Annotated in this window: 19 protein-coding genes, 1 tRNA gene and 1 pseudogene; 15 read left to right on the forward strand and 6 right to left on the reverse strand. The window is 61.1% G+C overall.

Features of this window, described 5'->3' with window-relative positions; all coding sequences use genetic code 11:
* Window positions 1-236 precede the first annotated feature (236 nt).
* From KF757_13135 to KF757_13185, 11 genes are all read left to right on the forward strand, one after another.
* Entirely contained in the window at window positions 237-1262 is a 1026-nt protein-coding gene (locus KF757_13135; GenBank protein MBX3323923.1) for a DUF932 domain-containing protein, read from the forward strand.
* Between the two features lie 58 nt (window positions 1263-1320).
* Window positions 1321-1587 (forward strand): hypothetical protein, encoded by a 267-nt coding sequence (locus tag KF757_13140; GenBank protein MBX3323924.1) that lies wholly within the window; start codon window positions 1321-1323, stop codon window positions 1585-1587.
* A gap of 89 nt (window positions 1588-1676) precedes the next feature.
* The gene (locus KF757_13145; GenBank protein ID MBX3323925.1) at window positions 1677-1892 is read left to right on the forward strand and encodes a helix-turn-helix domain-containing protein; all 216 of its coding nucleotides are present in this window, start codon (window positions 1677-1679) and stop codon (window positions 1890-1892) included.
* A 38-nt stretch (window positions 1893-1930) separates the two neighbouring features.
* Window positions 1931-4288, forward strand: coding sequence for a DEAD/DEAH box helicase family protein (locus KF757_13150; protein MBX3323926.1), 2358 nt, complete (start codon window positions 1931-1933; stop codon window positions 4286-4288).
* Between the two features lie 14 nt (window positions 4289-4302).
* Window positions 4303-5964 carry an N-6 DNA methylase gene (locus tag KF757_13155; protein MBX3323927.1) on the forward strand — a complete coding sequence of 554 codons (1662 nt, stop codon included), beginning with the start codon at window positions 4303-4305 and terminating at the stop codon, window positions 5962-5964.
* 47 nt (window positions 5965-6011) lie between these two features.
* Entirely contained in the window at window positions 6012-7202 is a 1191-nt protein-coding gene (locus KF757_13160; GenBank protein ID MBX3323928.1) for a restriction endonuclease subunit S, read from the forward strand.
* Window positions 7202-8008 carry a hypothetical protein gene (locus KF757_13165; protein ID MBX3323929.1) on the forward strand — a complete coding sequence of 269 codons (807 nt, stop codon included), beginning with the start codon at window positions 7202-7204 and terminating at the stop codon, window positions 8006-8008. The genes KF757_13160 and KF757_13165 overlap by 1 nt, the downstream gene beginning before the upstream one ends.
* The gene (locus KF757_13170) at window positions 8008-8892 is read left to right on the forward strand and encodes a hypothetical protein (protein ID MBX3323930.1); all 885 of its coding nucleotides are present in this window, start codon (window positions 8008-8010) and stop codon (window positions 8890-8892) included. Before KF757_13165 ends, KF757_13170 begins: the two co-directional genes overlap by 1 nt.
* 1 nt (window position 8893) lies before the next feature.
* Window positions 8894-9460, forward strand: a complete 567-nt coding sequence (locus KF757_13175) for a hypothetical protein (GenBank protein ID MBX3323931.1) — start codon at window positions 8894-8896, stop codon at window positions 9458-9460.
* 41 nt (window positions 9461-9501) lie between these two features.
* Window positions 9502-10893, forward strand: coding sequence for a toll/interleukin-1 receptor domain-containing protein (locus KF757_13180; GenBank protein MBX3323932.1), 1392 nt, complete (start codon window positions 9502-9504; stop codon window positions 10891-10893).
* On the forward strand, window positions 10826-12400 hold the full coding sequence (locus tag KF757_13185; protein ID MBX3323933.1) for a hypothetical protein: 1575 nt from the start codon (window positions 10826-10828) through the stop codon (window positions 12398-12400). Before KF757_13180 ends, KF757_13185 begins: the two co-directional genes overlap by 68 nt.
* On the opposite strand, the gene KF757_13190 is transcribed toward KF757_13185, so the two are convergent.
* On the reverse strand, window positions 12397-13062 hold the full coding sequence (locus KF757_13190; protein MBX3323934.1) for a hypothetical protein: 666 nt from the start codon (window positions 13060-13062) through the stop codon (window positions 12397-12399). The two genes, KF757_13185 and KF757_13190, sit on opposite strands and share 4 nt — an antisense overlap.
* A gap of 1431 nt (window positions 13063-14493) precedes the next feature.
* Between KF757_13190 and KF757_13195 the strand changes: the two genes are divergently transcribed.
* Genes KF757_13195 through KF757_13205 form a run of 3 tightly spaced genes read left to right on the forward strand, consistent with a single transcriptional unit; the run spans window position 14494 to window position 15963 of the window.
* Window positions 14494-14883 (forward strand): helix-turn-helix transcriptional regulator, encoded by a 390-nt coding sequence (locus tag KF757_13195; GenBank protein ID MBX3323935.1) that lies wholly within the window; start codon window positions 14494-14496, stop codon window positions 14881-14883.
* A gap of 10 nt (window positions 14884-14893) precedes the next feature.
* Window positions 14894-15658: an ImmA/IrrE family metallo-endopeptidase gene (locus tag KF757_13200; GenBank protein MBX3323936.1), complete on the forward strand. Its 765-nt coding sequence runs from the start codon at window positions 14894-14896 to the stop codon at window positions 15656-15658.
* A gap of 59 nt (window positions 15659-15717) precedes the next feature.
* A complete protein-coding gene (locus tag KF757_13205; protein MBX3323937.1) occupies window positions 15718-15963 on the forward strand; it encodes a helix-turn-helix domain-containing protein in 246 nt (81 codons plus the stop codon).
* A gap of 371 nt (window positions 15964-16334) precedes the next feature.
* Here KF757_13205 and KF757_13210 read toward each other — a convergent pair whose 3' ends face one another.
* Window positions 16335-16838 (reverse strand): hypothetical protein, encoded by a 504-nt coding sequence (locus tag KF757_13210; protein MBX3323938.1) that lies wholly within the window; start codon window positions 16836-16838, stop codon window positions 16335-16337.
* Here KF757_13210 and KF757_13215 point away from each other — a divergent pair.
* Window positions 16803-17513 (forward strand): annotated as a pseudogene (locus tag KF757_13215) (site-specific integrase). The gene KF757_13210 and the pseudogene KF757_13215 sit on opposite strands and share 36 nt — an antisense overlap.
* A gap of 164 nt (window positions 17514-17677) precedes the next feature.
* Here the strand turns inward: KF757_13215 and KF757_13220 are convergent.
* The 4 genes from KF757_13220 to KF757_13235 all read right to left on the reverse strand — a co-directional run bounded on the left by KF757_13220 (window position 17678) and on the right by KF757_13235 (window position 20509).
* Window positions 17678-17751, reverse strand: a tRNA-Asp gene (locus KF757_13220).
* A 220-nt stretch (window positions 17752-17971) separates the two neighbouring features.
* On the reverse strand, window positions 17972-18175 hold the full coding sequence (locus tag KF757_13225; GenBank protein ID MBX3323939.1) for a hypothetical protein: 204 nt from the start codon (window positions 18173-18175) through the stop codon (window positions 17972-17974).
* Window positions 18176-18200: 25 nt separating this feature from the next.
* Window positions 18201-19049 (reverse strand): hypothetical protein, encoded by an 849-nt coding sequence (locus KF757_13230; GenBank protein ID MBX3323940.1) that lies wholly within the window; start codon window positions 19047-19049, stop codon window positions 18201-18203.
* 377 nt (window positions 19050-19426) lie between these two features.
* Window positions 19427-20509 (reverse strand): HEAT repeat domain-containing protein, encoded by a 1083-nt coding sequence (locus tag KF757_13235; protein ID MBX3323941.1) that lies wholly within the window; start codon window positions 20507-20509, stop codon window positions 19427-19429.
* Window positions 20510-20563 lie beyond the last annotated feature (54 nt).

Consider the following 20563-nt stretch of genomic DNA (forward strand, 5'->3'; position numbering starts at 1 on the left):
TGAAGGCGCTGGTTTGTCCGTCATGTAGGCGGCTCGATGTGCTCTTGACTTTCTCGACAAATTCTGGCGGTAATGAGCTTGGGCGCACCGCGCCCGCTCTTTGAACCCATGAGCCCGGGCAGATGTGAAGACCGACTCTCGCCGGACGGGTGTGCGTGCGCACTGCCCGCCGAGAGCCCGGTGGTGCAACACCAAGGTTCACATACGCAGGTTCATCACACCAGAAAGGACATCCCATGACGCAGACACTCACCGACGCGAGTCGGCAGCTTTTCGCGCGCTCACCGGACGAAGTACACGACAGCATGCAATCCCTGTGGGATGCGTGCGCCCTGTCTCGGTCCGAATCTAGAACACAGTGGGTCCATCCCGACGGGTTCGTACCCGACGGGCATGACACGCGGCTTCGTCTGGCGCTCGACGGCGTGCAGCACGACATGACTGATTGGAGCTTCGGCCAGCTCTGCCGGCTGGCCAACGTCTCCAAGGACACTATCAATCGCCTGTCACCGAGGACCGCGTCGCATGCGCTCGCTGAGACGCTGCCCCGTGGCGGCAAGCCGCTGCAGGTGCTCGGCCGCGACCGCACCGTGCGGGCAATCCACCCGCCCAGCTACACGCGCGTGCACGACATCGACCTGCTGGCCATCGTCAAGGAGTTCGCGACCGACTTCGAGCCCCCACAGACGGGGCTCGGGGGCGCGACCGGGCTCTACCGCGGCGAGCAGGACATGTTCGTGTTCCTCATCGACCCGACAGGGTGGACGGAGATCGATGGCGAGGCGTTCGCGCCCGGCTTCTTTCTCTGGAACTCCGAGGTCGGCAAGCGGTCGCTCGGCGTCAAGACTTTCTGGTTCCAGGCGGTCTGCCAGAACCACATCGTCTGGGACGCGACCGAGGTCTTCGAGTACAGCCGCAAGCACACGGCGAGCGTCGAGGAGGCACTCCCGGAGATCCGGCGGCGCATCCACGCCCTTGTCGAGAAGCGCGATGCGAGGCGCGATGGCTTTGTCGAGGTCATCCGCAAAGCGATGCGCGAGCGCATCGGCGATGACCAGGACGAGGCGCTCAAGCTGCTCCAGAAGTACGGCATCCAGCGCACGCTTGCGAAAGACGCGCTGGGCATCGCCGAGTCGCAGGGACGCTTGACGATCTTCGCAGTCGTCGACGCCCTCACCAGATTGGCCGGCCGCATGCCCAACGCGGGCGACCGGACCGAGGTCGACGAGAAGGCGAGCTCGTTGCTCGCTCTGGCGGTCTGAGACCGCCGCGCGACCGGAATCGAGAGCGGCAGTTCAACCAACGAAAGGAGAACACACCATGAGCAAGAACGACAACGGCAACGGAAAGAACAAGCCCGTCCACGAGATCAGGCTTGGCGCCATCAAGGCGGCGATCTGGGCCAACGAGACCCAGAACGGCCTCCGTCACAACGTCACCCTCAGCCGCCTCTACAAGGACGGCGAGGAGTGGAAGACGTCCGACAGCTTCGGACGCGACGACCTACCGATCGTCGCGAAGATCGCCGACATGGCCCACACCTGGATCCACCAGGAGGGCAAGAACGGCAAGCCGAATGGCTCCTGACCGAGCGGTTCACATCGAGGTTCAGTAGCACCACCGGGCCTCGACCAGCCCACTCATCATGAACTGACACCAACTGGTACTATTGGAGGATGCCCAGTGCCGGCGCCTCCAAGCGAAAGGCCGACCCACCCGACGTGATGACCGTCGAGCAGCTCTGCGCCTATCTCCAGATCGCCAAGTCCACCCTCTACAAGCTCGCCCAAGAGGGAAAGGTGCCCGGCCAGAAGGTCGGGAAGCACTGGCGGTTCCGAAAGGACGCCATCGACCGCTGGCTCGAAGAGCACCCGGAGGGCAAGCGGCAATGAGTCCCAACTCCGAAGCAGATACTTGTCGCAAGTATGTCGTGCCGAAGCTCACCGATGCGGGCTGGGAGAGCGAACCGCACTCGATCGCCGAGCAGCGCACGTTCACGGACGGTCGGATCATTGTCGCCGGGGGGAAGGTGCGTCGCGGCAAGCAGAAGCGAGCCGACTACCTCCTGCGATACACAAGGGACTTTCCGATCGCTGTTGTGGAAGCGAAGCCGGAGTACAAGACCCCATCCGCTGGACTCGGGCAGGCGAAGGACTACGCCCAGACACTCGGACTCAAGTTCGCGTACTCAACCAATGGTCATGGGATCGTCGAGTTCGACTTCACAACGGGCGTGGAGCGAGACATCGGCACCTTTCCCGCCCCGCACGAGTTGTGGAACCGCCTCCGCACCGTCGATGGCATTGCGGATGACCAAGCCGACCGGCTTCTTCAGGCGTACCACCTGATCCCCGACAAGCAGCCACGCTACTACCAGGACGTGGCGATTCACCGCGTGGTTCAGTCGATCGTGCAGGGTAAGCGCCGCGTGCTCGTCACCATGGCGACGGGAACTGGCAAGACCGTCGTCGCGTTCCAGATCTGCTGGAAGCTCTGGGCCAGCCGCTGGAACCGCACGGGTGAGCACCGACGCCCCAAGATCCTCTATCTCGCGGACCGCAACATCTTGGTGGACGACCCGAAGGACAAGACCTTCGTCCCGTTCGGCGATGCGCGCCACAAGATCGAGAACGGCGAGATTGTCAAGAGCCGGGAGATGTACTTCGCCATCTATCAGGCGATCGCCGAAGATGAGCGCAGGCCGGGTCTCTACCGAGAGTTCGATCGAGACTTCTTCGACCTCGTGATCATCGATGAATGCCATCGCGGCTCGGCCCGAGCCGACAGCACCTGGAGGGAGATTCTCGAGTACTTCGAGCCTGCGGTGCAGTTTGGCATGACGGCCACCCCTCTGCGCGACGACAACCGCGACACCTACGAGTACTTCGGCAATCCCATCTACACCTACTCCCTGAAGCAGGGCATCGAGGACGGCTTCCTTGCTCCCTACCGCGTGCATCGCATCGTCACGACGGTGGATGCGGCCGGTTGGCGCCCGACCAAAGGAGAGCTTGACAAGTACGGCCGCGAGATTCCGGACGAGGAATACCAGACCAAGGACTTCGAGAAGGTCGTCGCGCTCAAGAAGCGCACCGAGGCGATCGCAGCACATATCACCCAGTTCTTGAAGAAGACCGACCGATTCGCGAAGACCATCGTGTTCTGCGTCGACCAGGAACACGCGGACGAGATGCGCAAGGCGATCAACAACCTGAATGCAGACCTCGTCCAGAAGTATCCGGACTACGTGTGCCGCGTCACGGCCGACGAGGGCGGCATCGGCAAGGGCCATCTCAGCAACTTCCAAGAGCTTGAAACTGTCACGCCCGTGGTGCTGACGACCTCGCAGCTTCTCACGACCGGCGTAGATGCCCCGATGGTCAAGAACGTCGCGCTCGTTCGGGTCGTCGGTTCGATCAGCGAGTTCAAACAGATCATCGGCCGCGGCACACGCGTCCGCGAGGACTACGGCAAGCTGTTCTTCAGCATCCTCGATTACACGGGTACAGCCACCCGCCACTTCGCCGATCCTGACTTCGACGGCGACCCCGAATTGATCACGGAGACCACCATCGACGACGACGGCAATGTCATCGACGAAGAGGTCATCGAAGACGGTCCGCCCAGCGACGAACCGCCGGTTGACGAGGACGACGATGGGGAGGTGATCATCGACGGTGATGGCCCCGTCATCGTTGACCCACCGCCACCGGAACGCCGCAAGTACTACATCGAGGGCGGGCACGTGGAGGTCGCCCACCAGGTCGTCTACGAGATGGACTCCAGCGGCAACCAGCTCCGGGTCATCGAGTTCACCGACTATACGGCCGAGGCCGTCCGGTCCCTGTTCCGCGATGCCGACGAACTCCGAGACCAGTGGGCGACCCCGAGTCAGCGCGAGGAAGTTGCGGAGCGACTCGCTGAGCGAGGCATCGACTTCGACCACCTTGCCGAGGTGACCGGCAAGAAGGACGCGGACGCCTTCGACCTCCTCTGCCATCTTGCGTTCGACACCCCGCTCCGTACTCGCTGTGAACGAGCCGAGCGTCTTCGGACGAACAAGCAGGACCTCTTCGACGAGTATGGCCCCGATGCGCGAGCAATCCTGGAGGACCTGCTCGACAAGTACGCCGAGCACGGCCTCGGGCAGTTCAAGCTCCCGGATGCCCTCCGGGTTCCCCCCATCAGCACACGAGGGAACGTCAAGGAGATCATCGCGATCTTCGGCGGGGCCGACCAGCTCCGTTCCGCGGTCGAATCCCTCCAACGCGAGCTCTACGCCGCGTGAATCACGAGTAGTCCATGCAGACCCTGTTCAGCGAAAACGAGCCAATGGCCAAGAAGACCACCAAGAAGAAGACAGCGAAGAAGACCATGGCGAAGAAACCTGGCCGCTCGAAGAAGGCCACTCCGCCGATGACCACCGCCCAGCAGCTCGGCTCGCTGATCAAGTCGGCCCGCGACATCATGCGCAAGGACAAGGGGCTCAACGGCGACCTCGACCGCCTCCCGATGCTCACCTGGATCATGTTCCTCAAGTTCCTCGACGACATGGAGCAGGTCGACGAGGAAGCGTCGAAGCTGGAGGGCAAGAAGTACAAGCCGGTCATCGAGTCACCGTCCCGCTGGCGTGACTGGGCCGCGAAGGCCGACGGCATCACCGGCGACGAGCTCATCGCATTCGTGAACCAGGAGGAAGCCGTCCGGCCCGATGGTTCCAAGGGCCCAGGTCTTCTCGCCTACCTCCGGTCGCTCCAGTCCTCCAACGGCAAGAACCGCCGCGACGTGGTCGCCCAGGTCTTCTCCGGCGTCGTCAACCGCATGATCAGCGGCTACCTGCTCCGCGATGTCATCAACAAGGTCGACGGCATCCACTTCAGCTCGTCCGAGGAGCTCCACACACTCGGCGCCCTCTACGAGTCGATGCTCCGCGAGATGCGGGACGCCGCCGGCGACTCCGGCGAGTTCTACACGCCCCGCCCGGTCGTCCAGTTCATGGTCGCCGTCACGAACCCGCAGCTCGGCGAGACCGTGCTCGATCCGGCCTGCGGTACCGGCGGCTTCCTCGCCGAGGCGTATGAGCACATCGCCAAGCAGGTCGAGACCACCAAGGACCGCCGGGTGCTCCAGGAGCAGTCGCTCTACGGTCAGGAGGCCAAGCCGCTGCCGTACATGCTCGGCCAGATGAGCCTGCTCCTCCACGGACTGGAATACCCGAGCATCGCCTACGGCAACACGCTCGCCCGCAAGGTCACCGAGATCGGCGACCGCGACCGCTTCGATGTCATCCTCACCAACCCGCCCTTCGGCGGCGAGGAAGAGACCGGGATCAAGAACAACTTCCCGGCCGACAAGCAGACCTCCGAGACGGCCCTGCTGTTCCTCCAGCTCATCATGCGTCTGCTCAAGCGGCCTGAGAAGAACAACGGCGTGCCTGGCCGAGCCGCGGTGGTCGTACCCAACGGCACGCTCTTCGGCGACGGCGTCTGCGCCCGCATCAAGGAGCAACTGCTCAAGGAGTTCAACCTCCACACGATCGTCCGTCTCCGAAAGGGTGTGTTTTCACCCTACACGGACATCCAGACCAACTTGCTCTTCTTTGACCGCGACGGACCCACCAAAGAGATCTGGTACTACGAGCTCCCACTGCCCGACGGGAGGAAGAACTACACCAAGACCAAGCCGATGCAGTTCGACGAGTTCGCCGACTGCATGAAGTGGTTCGGAAAGAAGCGACGAGACGAGAACGACTACGCGTGGAAGATCACCGCCAGCGAGCTGTTGAAGTATGACGACAACGGCGACCTGATATCCGTGAACCTCGACATGAAGAACCCGAACAGCGTTGAGGCATTGGAGCATCTGTCGCCAAGCGACCTCGCCGCAGACATCATCGAAAAGGAGAGGCAGATCCTCGGGCTCATGGAGGAGATTCGCACCGAGCTTGCCGAGGCTCGACCATGAAAGCTACCGCCTTTGCTACAGAAGCACTCGCAATCAGTGGTAAGAGGATGCCTCTCCGCCCGCTCGGTGAAGTGCTCACCCGCTCGACGGATTGGATCACACTCGACTCCACCAAGGTCTACACCGAGGTGACCGTCCGACTCTGGGGAAAGGGTGTCATCGCACGCGGTGAGAAGTTGGGCGGAGAGATCGGAGGCAATCGACGACTTCGGGTCCATCCGCGTGAATTCATCCTGTCCAGAATCGACGCCCGCAATGGGGCCTTCGGGCTCGTGCCTGCCGAGCTTGATGGGGCGGTTGTCAGCAATGACTTCCCGTGTTTCCGAGTGGATGAGTCGGCATTACTTCCAGAGTATCTGGGATGGCTGAGCTGGACGCGTTGGTTTTCGGAGGCCTGCAAGCAGGTCAGCGAAGGCACAACCAACCGCGTCCGCCTGAACGAGGAGAAGTTCCTCGCGATCCGTATTCCGCTACCGCCGGTGGATAAGCAGCGACGGCTCGTGGCGAAGATCGATCGCCTCGCCGCCAAGATCGACGAAGCACATGGATTGCGAGAAGCCGCGACTCGAATGGCTAGTGCGCTCCCCAGTCGAGCAGCAAAAGTCATCGACGAACTCGATGCCGACACTCAGCCGTTAGGCACGCTGCTTCGCGAGAAATCCCGCAACGGACTCTCAGCTCGTCCATCTGATCAGCCGATCGGCCATCCGATTCTTCGAATCAGCGCAGGCACTTCGAGGTCTGATGGCGTCGTAGAGGAAAGTGACCACAAGTACCTCGATGTCACGGATCACGAACTCCAAGAGTACCGCTTGGAGTCGGGGGACCTGCTGGCATGCCGGTTTAACGGCAACCTTCACTATGTGGGCCGCTTCAGCCTGTACGCAGGCACGACAGGCCGAACGCATCTACACCCCGACAAGCTCATTCGATTCCGTGTAGACATATCACGAGTGTCACCTGAATACATCCGGGCAGTGATGAATAGCCCGTATGGTCGGGAGCGGATCGAGTCCTTCTGCCAGACGACCGCTGGCAACATCGGAATCAGCGCCAAGAATCTGAACACCATCCCTGTTCCAGTCCCGACGAAGCAAGAGCAGCATCGGATCGTGGTCTACCTTGACGCCCTTCAAGAAAAGGTCAAACGCCTCAAGATCCTCCAGCAGAAGACCGCCGCCGAACTCGACGCCCTCCTCCCATCCATCCTCGACAAGGCGTTCAAGGGGGAGCTGTGATGGCAGATGCCGGTGAACGCTTCTCCCGCCGCCTTGGCGTCCGTCCCCGCGGTGATGGCCCACTGATTCACCACGACGCGCCGGAGTCCCTGCGAGTGGGAACGATGTCACTGCTGCATGACAAGTTGAACAAGTCGCCGTCGTGGATCCGCGACGTCATCTGCGGCGTGCGGCGAGTTCGTCCCGATCCGAGCAACTGGTCGCCATACCCCAACATCTGGGGCGAAGCGCAGGACCTGGTCTACGGAGCCGAGTGGTTCGACTTCTACGACTTCGTGGAGGCGTGCGCGGACTCCCTTCGGCAGAGCAGAGAGCTCACCCGCTTTGAGTCAGCGATGAATCAGCTCTTTGAGGAAGAGCACATCGGCTGGCGTCTCGTTGACGGGGTCTTGGAGATCCACGGCGACGAACTCCTTGAGGATCTGATCGAGGAGTCGCACGAGGAGCTGGAGGCGTCGGGATTCAACGTGGCCTCCCAGGAACTGCGGGAGGCCCGGACCGATCTCTCGCGACGACCGGAGCCCGACCTCTCGGGCGCCGTCCACCACGCGATGGCCGCCCTGGAGGCCGTCGCGAGAGAGGTCACTGGCGAGTCGAAGAAGACGCTCGGCGACATCATCAAGCGCCATCCGGGGCTGCTCCCGCCGCCGGTGGATGATGCCGCCTCGAAGCTCTGGGGCTTCGCCTCCGAGCAGGGAAGACACGGCAGCGAGGCTCGCAACCTCGAATGGGCGGAGACGATGCTCGTCGTCGGCACCGCGGCGGCGTTGTGCTCCTACGTAATCGCAAAACAAGAGGACATTTGATGGGGCTCAAGCGACGCTGGATCGAGGTACATCGACTCACCATCTCCGGTCTTGAAGACGGGACCGCATACGGTTCGTTCTTGCGCGACACGCGAAACAAGATCAAGACACTGGAGAACACGGTACGAGACCAGGGCGGCAAGTCGCATGCGTTGTACGAGGCCAAGGTCATCAAGAGCCGGCTCCGGTTGCGGTTCTTCAGCTACACCACCGGCTATCGCCCTGACATCCTCAACACCGACGGCTACGCGATCGAGCCGAACCCTCTCGCGGACTCGCAGACCGGGGTGGAGTGGACGCACGTTCTCGGTGCTCGCGTCAATGGGCGGTACATCTTGCTTTGCGAGAAGGTGCAGTCGGGCATTTGGCCATCCAGCATCGAGAGCTATCTCCAGTGGATGATCGACAAGGTGCATGGCCAAGAGTGGGTTGGCGAGGACGACGACGATGAGAACATCACCGTCAGCCTTGAGCCTGAAGCCGGAGCCGCCTTTGTGAAACGAATCGATGATCTCACTCGCGTTCGTCTCGCGACCGTCCGCACGGTCCGGCCGAACCCCGGCTGGAAAGACCTTGAGAACGAGCTTGCAGGCGAGGCCGACGACTCCAAGGCTCACAAGGCAGATGTCACCATGACCGCCCGCCGCGAGGCGTCGCTCTCGAAGACCAAGGGCATTGTCGGTGCGATCAAGAGAATGTTCACCAGCAAAGAGCTGGACTACGCCGCGATCGAAGGCGAGCGAGAAGACGGGCAGAAAGACCACTTCACGACAAAGAACCTCGTCGAACGTAAACGGTTGTCTCTGAAACTTGATGAGGGCGGTCAAGTCGATCACAGCGACGCCTGGGCCAGGCTGGGCGAGATGATGGACCAGCAGGACTGACATGTACCACGAGATTGGAGAATTTCTGTGGCACATGGGACGTCGCCAGAAGCTCTGGAAGGACGGCGAGCTATGGACTGCGCTCGTCCTCGGCGGATTGTCGGGATGGCTGTTCTACTGTGACCCGTCCACGGTCGATCTCGTCCGAGACAGATTCGGCGAGCTTCTCACCGTAGCGAGCATTGTCTTCGGCTTCGTGCTGACGACCCTATTTTTCTACATCCAGGCGGCTAGCGAATGGTCTCGCGATCCACGAGTCGGACGCATAGCCGAGAAACTCGTGGACTGGCACGTCTGGACCGTGATGTGTCTGCTGGTGCTCGTCGGACTGATCGTTGTTCTTTGGGTTCTCGAGGGTTTCTTCACCGCGGGCACAATCCGTCCGGCCGTCTCGCACGCTCTCCTCGTGTTCCTCGCGGCCTATTGCAGCTTTCAGATCATCAACCACGTACTCACAGTGCGCTGGGCGTTCCGAACTCGCACTGTTCTAAAGGACGGTCCACAGTCAGCCGGCCGACGACAAGAGCGCCCGGAAGCAGACGGCAGCACAGAACCGGAGGTAGAGTGAGTTCAACTCTCCCGTCTATTCAAGCTCGTGACGCAGTCTTTGTGAGTCACGCGAACCCTGAGGACAATGCCTTCGCGACTTGGCTCACCCTCCGCCTCACGCGCGAGGGATACCGGGTCTGGTGCGATGTCGTCAAGCTCCGCGGGGGGGACGATTTCTGGAAGAACATTGAAGCGGCTATTCGCCTACGCACCCGCCGCTTCATTTTCGTTACTTCGCGCATCTCGAACCAGAAGCCGGGGGCCTTGAAGGAGCTCGCGGTGGCTGAAGGTGTTGCGCGTGCCTTGGGGGAGGACCGCTTCATCGTCCCAATTAAGATCGACGATCTACCGTACAACGAGCACAACATCCAGATCAATCGCTTGAATGCTCTTGACTTCGCGAACGGATGGGCGACAGGACTCGCGGAACTGCTAAAGGCGCTCCGAGACGATTCGATTCCCACGCCGGAAACTGCTGGCGCATCATGCGTCGCGTCCTGGTGGAACACAAATCGTCTCAATCACGAAATAGTAGAGCACAAGCCAGAAACGCTCTGGACCAACTGGTTTCCGCTCCGGAAGCCTCCATCGAGAATGTGGGTATGGCGGATCCCCGAAGACGCAAAGCTGCCCCAATCCTTCCGCTACCCGACCCATCGAGTGCGACATTTCCTCCTCTCATTCGCAGACGGCGAAGCACTGCTAGGACATCCCGGTTCTCCTACGGGCATGAAAGGGAAGTCCTTCCCATTCAGTCTGCGTTCGTATCCACCGCCTTGGGCGGGTGTCTACCAGCATGAGGTTAAAACCGCGTTCAAGAAGATTATGTGGCAGACATGGGAATCGCTCGCGCTTGCCCGTGGTCTCCCGCTCTACGAGCTTTCGAGCCGACGGCGCTCGTTGTGGTTCCCGGGTAGAGCTCTCAACGGGGACATGGTCGCTTTTAACGGTGTAGATGGCCGCAGGAGCAGACGCGCGCTGGCGGGCTACAAGACGACGAAGCAGCCAACGGGCGAGATCAGAAAGCGCTATTGGCACTTTGGGCTTGAGGCGATACCGATTCTCTACCCGACGCCTGCTCTCTCGATGAAGACACACGTAGTGTTCACTCGTGACGGTGAAACACCGCTGGGTGATCCGAAGGGGCAGCACCGGGCCCGACGGAGCCAATGCAAAGCGTGGTGGAATGACAAGTGGCGAGACATGACGCTCGCAGCCGTGACGTGGCTTGCGAATGGTGAGGATGAGATTGCGCTCCCGGTCTCTCCGACATGCAGCATAATGATGAGTGTTCGACCGATTTGTGGCCGGTCACCGGTCAGTTATCAGGATATCTCCGTACGAGAGTCGCCAGACGAGGCAACCCAGACTGCAGAGGATTTCGATGACTTCACAGAAGAAGACGAAACGGAATCGATCGACTCTGCCGTCCCTAGCGCCGATTCTGATTGAAGAGACGCGATTACTCTTCCATCACGAGCAAGCGACCGAGGACCCTCGAGATGGGCTTACTCTGTTCGGCCCGCTGGAGCCCGGGAAGCCATACGGTATCAGGTACGGAGTGGTTGGCACTGCGGACGGTATCGACTACCTTCGCAAGTGGCTCGCAAGGGCTCAGCTTCCGATAGGGAATCCCGACGAGACGGCCCGGCCAAGCTATCCCGGTTTCGAGGCAGCCTTTGGGATCCCTTGGAAGCCACCTGCTCAGCACGAGGTGCGAATCGACGGCGATGAACTTCATCGCCGCATCAACTACTCCGACCGGCATCATCGTGTCTACAAATCAGTCGAGCTGTACGAAGAAGCCATTCTGAATGTCCATCGATCTGAAGATGCGACCGTAGACCTGTGGTTTGTTGTCATCCCGGATGAGGTGTACAGGAATTGCCGGCCGCAGTCCTCAGTTGATTCTGAGAGCCGAGTTGATTCTACCGGCGGACTGACAAAGCTAGATGTGAAGGAAGCGGCCAAAGGCCAGAGTCACTTGTTCGCGTCGGACCTGTCGACCGAGCTCGCTCGGGCATACGACTTTGAGGTCAACTTTCACAATCAGCTGAAAGCCAAACTCTTGGAGCACCAAGTTGTTAGCCAAATTGTGAAGGAGAGCACAATCGCATTCCGCGATGTGTTAGCGCCAAATGGCAAGCCTCTCAGGGATTTGTCAAGGGTTGAACAAGATATTGCTTGGCATCTGGCTACGGCTGCCTTCTACAAGGCTGGAGGCCGCCCTTGGAAGATCAGCGGGATGCGACCCGGCGTGTGCTATCTAGGTCTAGTGTTCAAGCATGTGGATCAGGCCGCCGAGCCGAATATGGCGTGTTGCGCGGCTCAAATGTTCCTGAACTCCGGTGACGGCGTTGTGTTCAAGGGGCACAACGGCCCGTGGTATACCGGGCGGCGCGGTGAGTTTCACATCGATCGAAAGGCGGCGGCCGATCTTGTGCTGCAGGCGATCGCTGCGTTCCGAGCGAAGGATCCGGCCGGTACTCCTCCCAAAGAGTTGTTCATTCATGCCAAGACCAAGTTCAACGATGAAGAGTGGAGTGGATTTGTTGATGCTGCGGGTTCGAATACGAACGTCGTAGCCGTCCAGATACGCGAAGAGTATGACCTGAAACTGTACCGCCCCGGGAAGCATCCCGTCCTTCGAGGCACGGCAATTCCAATCGACGATCATCTCGGCTACCTATGGACGCGAGGTCTTGTGCCACGACTTCGCACGTACATTGGCCGAGAGACCCCGAATCCATTGAGCATAAAGATCTGTCGGGGGGCAGCTGAAGTGACAACTGTGCTATCTGACGTACTTGGCCTCACCAAGCTGAACTATAACGCTTGCCGCTTTGGAGACGGTGAGCCGGTGACCCTGAAATTTGCTGACGCTGTCGGAGAGATTCTCACAGCTGGGCCCGTGTTTGAGGGTAGGGTCCCGCCTTTGCCGTTCAAGCACTACGTCTAGGGCGAGTTCACCTGGTGTTGAAGACCAGTGCCGTCCGAGAAAGGTCTGACGATGCGCCTCCGGTATCGCAGGATCGTGTGCGGTACGAGCGCTAGCCCGGCCAGATTGCGATGTCTGTTGATTAGTCGATGGAGCTCAAGCAACTGCCGCCGAACCGGCGCATATGGCTCAAAGGGCAAGTCCCCCAGTTCCCGACCAATCTGCTCTGCTGACGCGTGAATCGCCCGCTGCCGAAAGTGCTGTTTGAGTGTCGCGAGCTGCTCCTTCTCGATGCGCACATGGGGGTGATACTTCCCGTCTGGGCCGCGTCGATAGCTGATGCTGTATCCCGCGAAGCGAATAGGCACCTTGCGGGCGTCCCGCACAAGATCGGTCTCCTTCTCAAAAAACTCGTGCTTGCCATGAGTCGCCATCAAGAGGAATGTCCGATCATGCCTGATGTACTGCATCCGTGCTATGCCCTCTTGGGCGTCCACCGACCGCCGCCACTTGGTTCGGTCCACCCCGTACTTCTCGATCAACTTGGCGTCGACAGCCGCGGCGTCTTTACCGTCGGGAATGGCGCCGCGAACGTAGAACACGTATCCGTTCACCAGGTAGCTACACGCCACCTGCTGCACGAATCCCTCGATTGATGTCGTCACACAGCGGTACATGCCCACGAGTCGCGGGCTTCATCGAGAGTGCTTCACCGAACGAACGCTCGTTCCATGAGAAAAGGGTGTTTGTGGCACACCCCGAAGCCAGTCCAACCTTTGAGTCCTCCTTTCCAGTGCGACTGCACAACTCACCATGGCATGCGAGCACCGGCCTATCGGTTTCCCAATAGGCCGTGCCCAATCCATGGCAGGCCGGCAACCTGAACCCTCGGCAGCGCCCCGACAACCTATCTGCAGGTCGAGGCGCCAGCCGTCCGTCCGCCGCCAGATGCCAGCAGTCCTCCCGGACTGCGAGGCCCTGGCCGCGCTACCCGACTCGTCGATCGACGCCGGGGGAGTGTCCTCCCCCGGGCGTCTGCGATCGCTGAAACGAGTCATCTCGTCGCCCCTTTCGTCATCGTCTTGCGCTCCGGCACCACCCGTAAGCGCACGAACGACCCGCTACTGCCTTGCAGCGGATGTCGCCCGGCATCAAGCCGGCTTCTACTTGGAGCACACTCCCCCTCTACGGCGTTTCAATCACCTGGTTGACTTGCTCGGAATGAGCACCAGGCACCGGGCATCACCCCGGTAGCCGCAGAGGTTCCCAGGTTAGTGATGGCCTTCGCATTGCTGGTCACGTTGCTAGCCGGTGTGACCCGGCGGATCATCGTCGTATGTCCGCGCTTCCGCAGCGGCATAGTTTCCCGAGTAAGACGCTCGGATTTCGAGGGGCAGAAACCGAAAGCTCCCCTCTACCCATCAACGATGACGCTTCGCAGTTCGGCGCCGTCTCCAGCATTGCTCACTGGCAAGCCCTTTCGGGCCGTTCATGGTTGAGCTTTTCACCGTCGGCTGTTTGGGCCGATCGCCGCGTTCGGTCAGAACGCGGTCCCGCCTGTCGCCAGGCCGAGAGCTCCCCACGCCAGCCGCGTTGAACGGTCATAGGCAAACGCCCGTAGACCGAACCCCACGGACGGGATTCTCACCCGCTTCGATCCATCACGGCAAGGAGCACTAGACATGCATACGCGCCTGTCCAGCCCCACTTGAATGTCCCTGTCGCCCGGCATCTCCCGGACGCGAACATCGGATCGAACGTCAGGATTACTCCCTCGCGGTTACGGACAGGAATGTCGCGCCGGGAGGGGATTACGCTGACGAGCCTCCGTCGAACCGGACAAGCGCGTCTCCACGCATCCGGCTCTACGAGAACAGCACGCCGAGGGTGATGAACTCCTCGCCCTTAGCCAGTTGGTGAGACCGGTTTACCGGGTGTGCTGCCTCGTCTCAGCGACGCTGTAAGCGTCGGCGTCTGGACGACGCCGTCGGCCCTCCCGGGCCAACGTTGCCGATCCTATCAAGACCCGTACACGATCGCCAGTGCGCCGATGAAAAATCTCTTGACACGCCTTGAATGCACAGTAGCATGTATGCTGACACTGGAGACCCACGGTGGCCAAGAGCAATTCCACATCGGTTCCTGAGCCCATCGGAGACCGTCTGCGTGCGCAGCGTGTCGAATCGCTCAAGCGAAGCCTCCGACAGGTGGCCGTTGACCTTGACATCACACCAGCACACTTGACGGACATCGAGAAGGGCCGCAGGACGCCGTCCGACGAGTTGCTGATGCGAATAGCCCGCGTGTATCGGATGGAGGAGCCCATTCTCCGAGCCGCTTGGAGCAAGCCGGAGGCAGTCGTCCGCGAAGTGGCTTCCTCATCGGCCACGACCGCCGAAAAGGTGCCCCAGTTCCTTCGCACCGCCCGCAACCTCACGTCTGCTCAATGGGACCAGCTCATCGAGCAGGCGCGTTCCATGACCAAGAGCCCGAAGGAACCATGAGCCAACTTCTATGCGGAACGATCCGGCCCCATTTTTGCACCCTCGGCCCGCGGCTGCCAAAGCCGAACGCGTCGCCACCGACACACTCGAAGTCTGTTTGAACAGACTCGGTGAGTTCGAGATACCGCTGCCAATCCCGGTCGAGCAGTGGATCGAGCACCCACTCGGCTTTGAGTTTGGAGTCGAGGACTTGAGCCGGTTCGGTGACGGGGTGCTGGGCGGATCCCTTGTTTACGAGCGCCGGATCGTTGTGGATACCCGCGTCGCATCGCATGAGGGTCGATTCCGATTCACCGTCGCACACGAACTCGGCCACATGCTGATGCATCCCTCACTCGGGCGAGTTTTCTTGGAGTCCGAATCGCCGCAAGATCCTCGTCTTCAACACATAGAGCGCCAGGCAGATCGATTCGCGGCTGCGTTCCTCATGCCACTCCCACTCGTCATGCGCGAACTCTTCCATATCTGTGACCGCAACCGCCTCGAAAGGAGAGCGTGCATCGTGGAGTTGCTCTGCGACAGCCCCGCCAGCGAGTGGCTCTGGCGGACACGCTTCCTCCCGGCCATCACGCGCAGGTTCGGAGTCTCTCTTTCCGCCGCCGTGCTTCGGTTCCAGGATGTGCGGCTCCGGGGGGATCGACAGCCGTTCATGCCACATGCCATCGCTCGACGAGCGCTAAAGGCGCGCTGGCAGCGGTCTCCAGTTCCCGAGTTCCGCATCGTCGAAGGCAAACCCGTTGCAGCCGATGGACGTTGCGAAAGCACCCTGTTCTGATTTCATTTCGATTGGGCGCTAGCACCAATGCATTCATGCGCATCATTGCGAGGTTCCCGATGCCGAACGACACCTCGAACCACGACGCAGTCTCCAATCCGATGCTCCTCTCGGCCGTTCAAGTCGCCGGGCTTCTCGGTGTAAGCCGAGCGCACATCTGGCGACTCCACTCAGCGGGTCAGTTGCCAGCCCCGCTTCGATTGGGCAGAGCTGTGCGGTGGCGACGTTCAGAGCTTGAAGACTGGCTCGCCGCGGGCGCTCCAAACCGCGATCGATGGCGGACCTCGGAACAGGGCACACGTTGACGAACAAGGAGAGCGCACCGTGCGGCAACGCGGCGGAAACAACTCGGAGCCGAAGCCAATCCACCAGAGGTGGGTTGAGTCACTTGCGACCCCAGAGTGGCTTCCAACCGAGCCCCCGCGCGTGGCGCCGACGCTGATGACCGCGGAAGAAGCAGCGATCTATCTGCGGCTTAATGAGGGGGGACGAGACATCGCCGACGCGCTCAAGTCGTTGGAATACCTCGTTCTGGCTGGGCGGATCAGGCCATGCCGAGTCGGAAAGCACAATCGCTATGCCCGTGCTGAACTGCACCGCTTTGTTCTGGATCAGACCGAGCAATACGGACGTCCACGAAACGGAAGAGAGTCGTAGATCTGCACGCCGGATCACACTAGTCTGGGAGCAACCCATGATCACCATCCAACTCCACAAACGAGCCGTCAAACTGTCCAACGGGCAGAGAGTCCAGTACTGGACGCTGCGTTGGTTCGGGACTGATGGCAAGCGCTACTCCGAATCTGTCGGTCGAGTCGGCCAGGTCACGAAGAGCGCTGCCGAAACGAAGCGACGCGACAAGGAGACCCGTATCAACTCGGGTCAGGTCAGCCGCGACAAGCCGACCGAGATCACGCTTGGCCAGTTTGTCGAGTACGACCTTGACGCCACGCGTCTGGACCTGAAGCGCAATAGCCTTGAAGGCATTCGACACGCCGGCGCTCATGCGAAGGGAGCGCTCGGCGAGGACATCAAGCTGATGAAGATCACCAAGTCCCATATTGGACGGATCAAGACCTACGTAATCGACGAGCGTGGCTGCTCGCCAGCGACGCTCGCCAAGACGCTTCGAACGCTCAAGGCGATGCTCAATCGGGCCATCGAGTACGGTTTCTTGCACGAGAATCCGTTGTCGCGTGTCCGGATGCCCAAAACGCAATCGCGTACCAAGCGCATCTTTTCATCCGACGAGATCGGCGCCATGCTCGATAGCGCTCAGAACCTCTGGTGGCGCGCGTTCATTGCCCTTGCTGCCACCAGCGGGCTCCGCAAGGGCGAACTATCCAATCTCCTATGGCGCGATATCGACTTCGAGACCGGGACCGTCAAGGTATCCGCCAAGCGTGCGGGCAAGTTCGTCGTCAAGGACCGTGGCGAGTTCCCGATCTTCGAGTGGTCGGCCAAGTCCTCCGAAGAACGTGTCGTCCCGTTGCCGACTGCGACACTCTCGCTGCTCGCCAAGCTCCAAACGGAGAGCGATGGATCGGCGTATGTCTTCCTTTCGCTCGATCGCTTGCAGACCATCGTCGCGGAGATGAAGGCGGGCCCGCTCGGTCCGAACTACGAGGCGCTCAACAACCTGGCTGTCCGCTTTCAGACCATCCAGAAGCGAGCCCACCGCCTGCTCGCCGAGCGGCGGGGCGTCACCGTGGACGAAGTGCCTTGGCCGGTCGGCTCGCTCCACGACCTGCGCCGGACGTACGGCACCCAGATGGCCCGAGCAGTGCCGATGCACGTGCTCAAGGAGTACATGGGGCACGCGGACATCAAGACGACGCAAGCGTTCTACCTTGCCGCCGAGACCGAGGACGCAACGCGTGCTCGCCAAGCGCTGGACAGCTTCCTCGGGCCGCAGCGCGAGCGGCCGCGAGGACGCAATGAGGACGCAATGGACGGTTCGGCGCGTTCTCGCGAGAAGTCCAAAAACGATAAGCCCCGCCAAAGGCGGGGCTTACGAAGCGAGGCGGACGGGACTCGAACCCGCAACCACCGGATCGACAGTCCGGTACTCTAACCAATTGAGCTACCGCCCCAAGTTTTCAGTCCGGGCTGGGTTTGCAGCCTCGGGTTTTCTGTCCGGACTGCCTGTGCAGTCTCGGATTGTTTCATCGGGCTGCGTGTGCAGCCTCGGGTGTTGTGCGTTTGGCTTGTGTCCTATCGAGAAACGTGCCTTTGCAGCGTTGTGCGCAGGCAGGCGAAATGTATCCTTCCGGGTGGCTGAGTCAAGCCCCGGAAGGTGTGTTGAGTGGTTGATTAGCGTGTCTGGAGTGTGATTCGTCCCTTGTCCTGGAGGCCGAAGGGGCTCTTATCCACACCAACTTTGCTTGCGGCGACCCACATGATTGCGCAGGCGACGCCGAGGGCGACGACTGCGACGAACATGAGTGCGGTGTAGACATCGGGCGATGATCCTCGATTCTGTCGGCCGCCGGGCATCTGCATTCCAAACTGGCTCATGGGTGGTTCCTTTATGCAGATTGGGTTACTGTCCGAGGCGGCTCTTGACGGTGTCACCCGCGCGGACGATGGCACCCGGGCGGAGGTTGATGACGCGGCCTGTGGAGACATTGAGGTCGGTGCGGGTGATGACGACCTGGCAGACGAACTCGCTGCCGCGGACGATGTTGACAAGCGTGTTGCGTTGTACGCGATCGTTCTGGCCGAGATTGATCTGGACGATGCTGTCGCCGGTGTCGGCGTCGAGGGTGACGGCCTGCACGATGCCGGTGATGATCGGGCCGGAGATTTCGGTTGGCGGTGCGTCGGCGGCGATGCCCTGGCCGATGCTGCGTGGATCCTTGATGCTTGCGATCTCCTCACGCAAAGCGCGGACGGTAACTTCGAGGACCTGCTTCTGCGACTCGATGTTGCTCAGGCGTTCTTCCATCTGGAGCATCTGCTCGCGGGTTGCGAGTTCGTCGTTGCGGAGTTTGGTGACTTCGTTTTTGTAGGCGTCGATGATGAGGGCCTGGGCCTTGGTTGCTTCGAGTGCGCCCTGGACACGGCGATTTGCGGCTGCGGCGTCGGCGCGTGCTCCGCGGACGTCGGTCTGGAGTCGTGCGCTCTCGGCTTCGAGGGTTCGCATTTCCTGAGTGGCGGCGGTGAGTTGTGCTCGGAGACTCTGAATCTCGGATTCCTTCTCCTGATTGACCAGGGAGGCCTGTGCCGCCTGGGCCCGGAGAGATTCCTCGGCGTTTTCCTGTGCTGCTCGGGCGTCGGCGAAACTCGAGACGATCATGTCGGTGTTGATCGTGTACGAAATCGTCAATGCTGAGAGCAGAATACTGAGGACAGCAGCGAACAGGACGAAGACTTTGGTCAGAATATGCACAAGAGACTCCTCGACTCGGCCTGATTGGGCCACCCCTTCGTTCACACCTTCAGTTCGTGACGGCTCACACGTGAGACGCACGAAATCCTAACATGAGTGCAGATCGTCCTGCACACCCCGCAACCAGCGGAAGACCGCTTCCGACGGGATGGAAAGCATAGCAGCATTCCGGCTCCGTGTGGGTTGAGTGCGGGCTTCAGTAGTACCTTCTCGCGCCGGTTGTGTCAAGGGCACCCGCATCCCGGAAACGTCGGGCGACGATACGCACCGATTGCAATCCCGGATCGTCGGGTGTTTGCACGTTTGTGGAGGTTGGAGGAGCGTGGATGTCTTATGAGCCGGAGGGGCCCGAGTTGCGGAAGATTGATTGGAGTCGCTCAGCGATTCTGGGATGAGGCGAGGACGCGAAGCGTTGCGGTTGCTGCGGCGACGCGGACGAGGCCTGATTCATCGTCGAGGAGTGTTTCGAGGCGGGAGAGATTTTCGCGCTGGGCGATCTGGCCATAGACGAAGGCGGCCTGGGCTCGCACAGCGGGGTTGGCGTGGGTGAGGAAGCGGTCGGGCATCTGCGAGCCGCCACGGACCTTGAGTTCTGCGAGCGCTCCGGTGATGGAGAGCAGGACCTCGGGCGGCATGGCGTTGCCTCGCTGGTCCTGCTGGGCCGAGAGCCAGATGAGCACTTTGGCAGATTCGCGGTCTCCGACTGTGCCGATGATTTGGGCGGCGAGGGCGGTTGCTTCGAGTTCGTCGGCACTGGCAGGGAGGAGGGCCGAGCGAATGGAGTCGAGTTTGGTGCGGTCGCCGAGTTTGATCATGGCTTCGGCGATCTGAAGTTCGAGGAGGCGGTGTTCGACGCTTGAACCGGACGAACTTGTTGCTCGTGCAGCGTCGGCGAGCATGGGCAGGGCCGAGGCGTGCCCGAGTTCGCCCAGGACGTATGCAGCGTGAGCGCGGACCTTCATCGATGCGCTATCAAAGAGGAATCGACCGAGTGGCGTGGGATCGACGGCTGCACCGTTGCGGTCGAGCGCGTAGATGGCTGAGGCGACGACGAAGGGGGACTGGTCGTGCAGCAAGGTGCGCAGGGCCGGGGTGAGTTCGGCAAGTCTGGCGCGTCCTACGACCATTGCGGCGATAGAGCGGACGCCTTCGTTGGAGTCCATGAGAGCCATGGCTGCAATAGGCTGTAGCCGCGAAGGGGCGTAGAGGAGTCCTTCGAGCGCGTTGGCCCGCTCCTGTGCATACTCGCTGGAGGCGGCGGTGACGAGTTCGTCGAGGGCCTGCTCGCGCAGTTGGGAGAGGGCAACGGGATCGCGTTGAGCGATGGCTTGGGGCTCAGTTGCGGATTGGTCCTTGGCGCGGGGTTTGGTGGTGGTGCATCCGGTTGGGGCCACTAGCGTGAGTGCAAGGCCGGCCAGAAGGATCATTGAGCGGGGTGAGATGCGTGATGAACTGGGCATGACGGGTATCCTTCGCACGCCGGAGGGCGGGGTCTCGGTGGGGGTTGGTGGCAG

It is taken from the genome of Phycisphaeraceae bacterium (genome assembly GCA_019636795.1).
Classification (GTDB): domain Bacteria; phylum Planctomycetota; class Phycisphaerae; order Phycisphaerales; family UBA1924; genus JAHBWW01.

Bases quoted from the DNA above. Each gene is read 5' to 3' on its own strand.
- KF757_13135 (MBX3323923.1), top strand. From the start codon at position 237: ATGACGCAGACACTCACCGACGCGAGTCGGCAGCTTTTCGCGCGCTCA.
- KF757_13140 (MBX3323924.1), top strand. From the start codon at position 1,321: ATGAGCAAGAACGACAACGGCAACGGAAAGAACAAGCCCGTCCACGAG.
- KF757_13145 (MBX3323925.1), top strand. From the start codon at position 1,677: ATGCCCAGTGCCGGCGCCTCCAAGCGAAAGGCCGACCCACCCGACGTG.
- KF757_13155 (MBX3323927.1), top strand. From the start codon at position 4,303: ATGCAGACCCTGTTCAGCGAAAACGAGCCAATGGCCAAGAAGACCACC.
- KF757_13160 (MBX3323928.1), top strand. From the start codon at position 6,012: ATGCCTCTCCGCCCGCTCGGTGAAGTGCTCACCCGCTCGACGGATTGG.
- KF757_13165 (MBX3323929.1), top strand. From the start codon at position 7,202: ATGGCAGATGCCGGTGAACGCTTCTCCCGCCGCCTTGGCGTCCGTCCC.
- KF757_13170 (MBX3323930.1), top strand. From the start codon at position 8,008: ATGGGGCTCAAGCGACGCTGGATCGAGGTACATCGACTCACCATCTCC.
- KF757_13175 (MBX3323931.1), top strand. From the start codon at position 8,894: ATGTACCACGAGATTGGAGAATTTCTGTGGCACATGGGACGTCGCCAG.
- KF757_13185 (MBX3323933.1), top strand. From the start codon at position 10,826: ATGACTTCACAGAAGAAGACGAAACGGAATCGATCGACTCTGCCGTCC.
- KF757_13200 (MBX3323936.1), top strand. From the start codon at position 14,894: ATGCGGAACGATCCGGCCCCATTTTTGCACCCTCGGCCCGCGGCTGCC.
- KF757_13205 (MBX3323937.1), top strand. From the start codon at position 15,718: ATGCCGAACGACACCTCGAACCACGACGCAGTCTCCAATCCGATGCTC.
- KF757_13225 (MBX3323939.1), bottom strand. From the start codon at position 18,175: ATGAGCCAGTTTGGAATGCAGATGCCCGGCGGCCGACAGAATCGAGGA.
- KF757_13235 (MBX3323941.1), bottom strand. From the start codon at position 20,509: ATGCCCAGTTCATCACGCATCTCACCCCGCTCAATGATCCTTCTGGCC.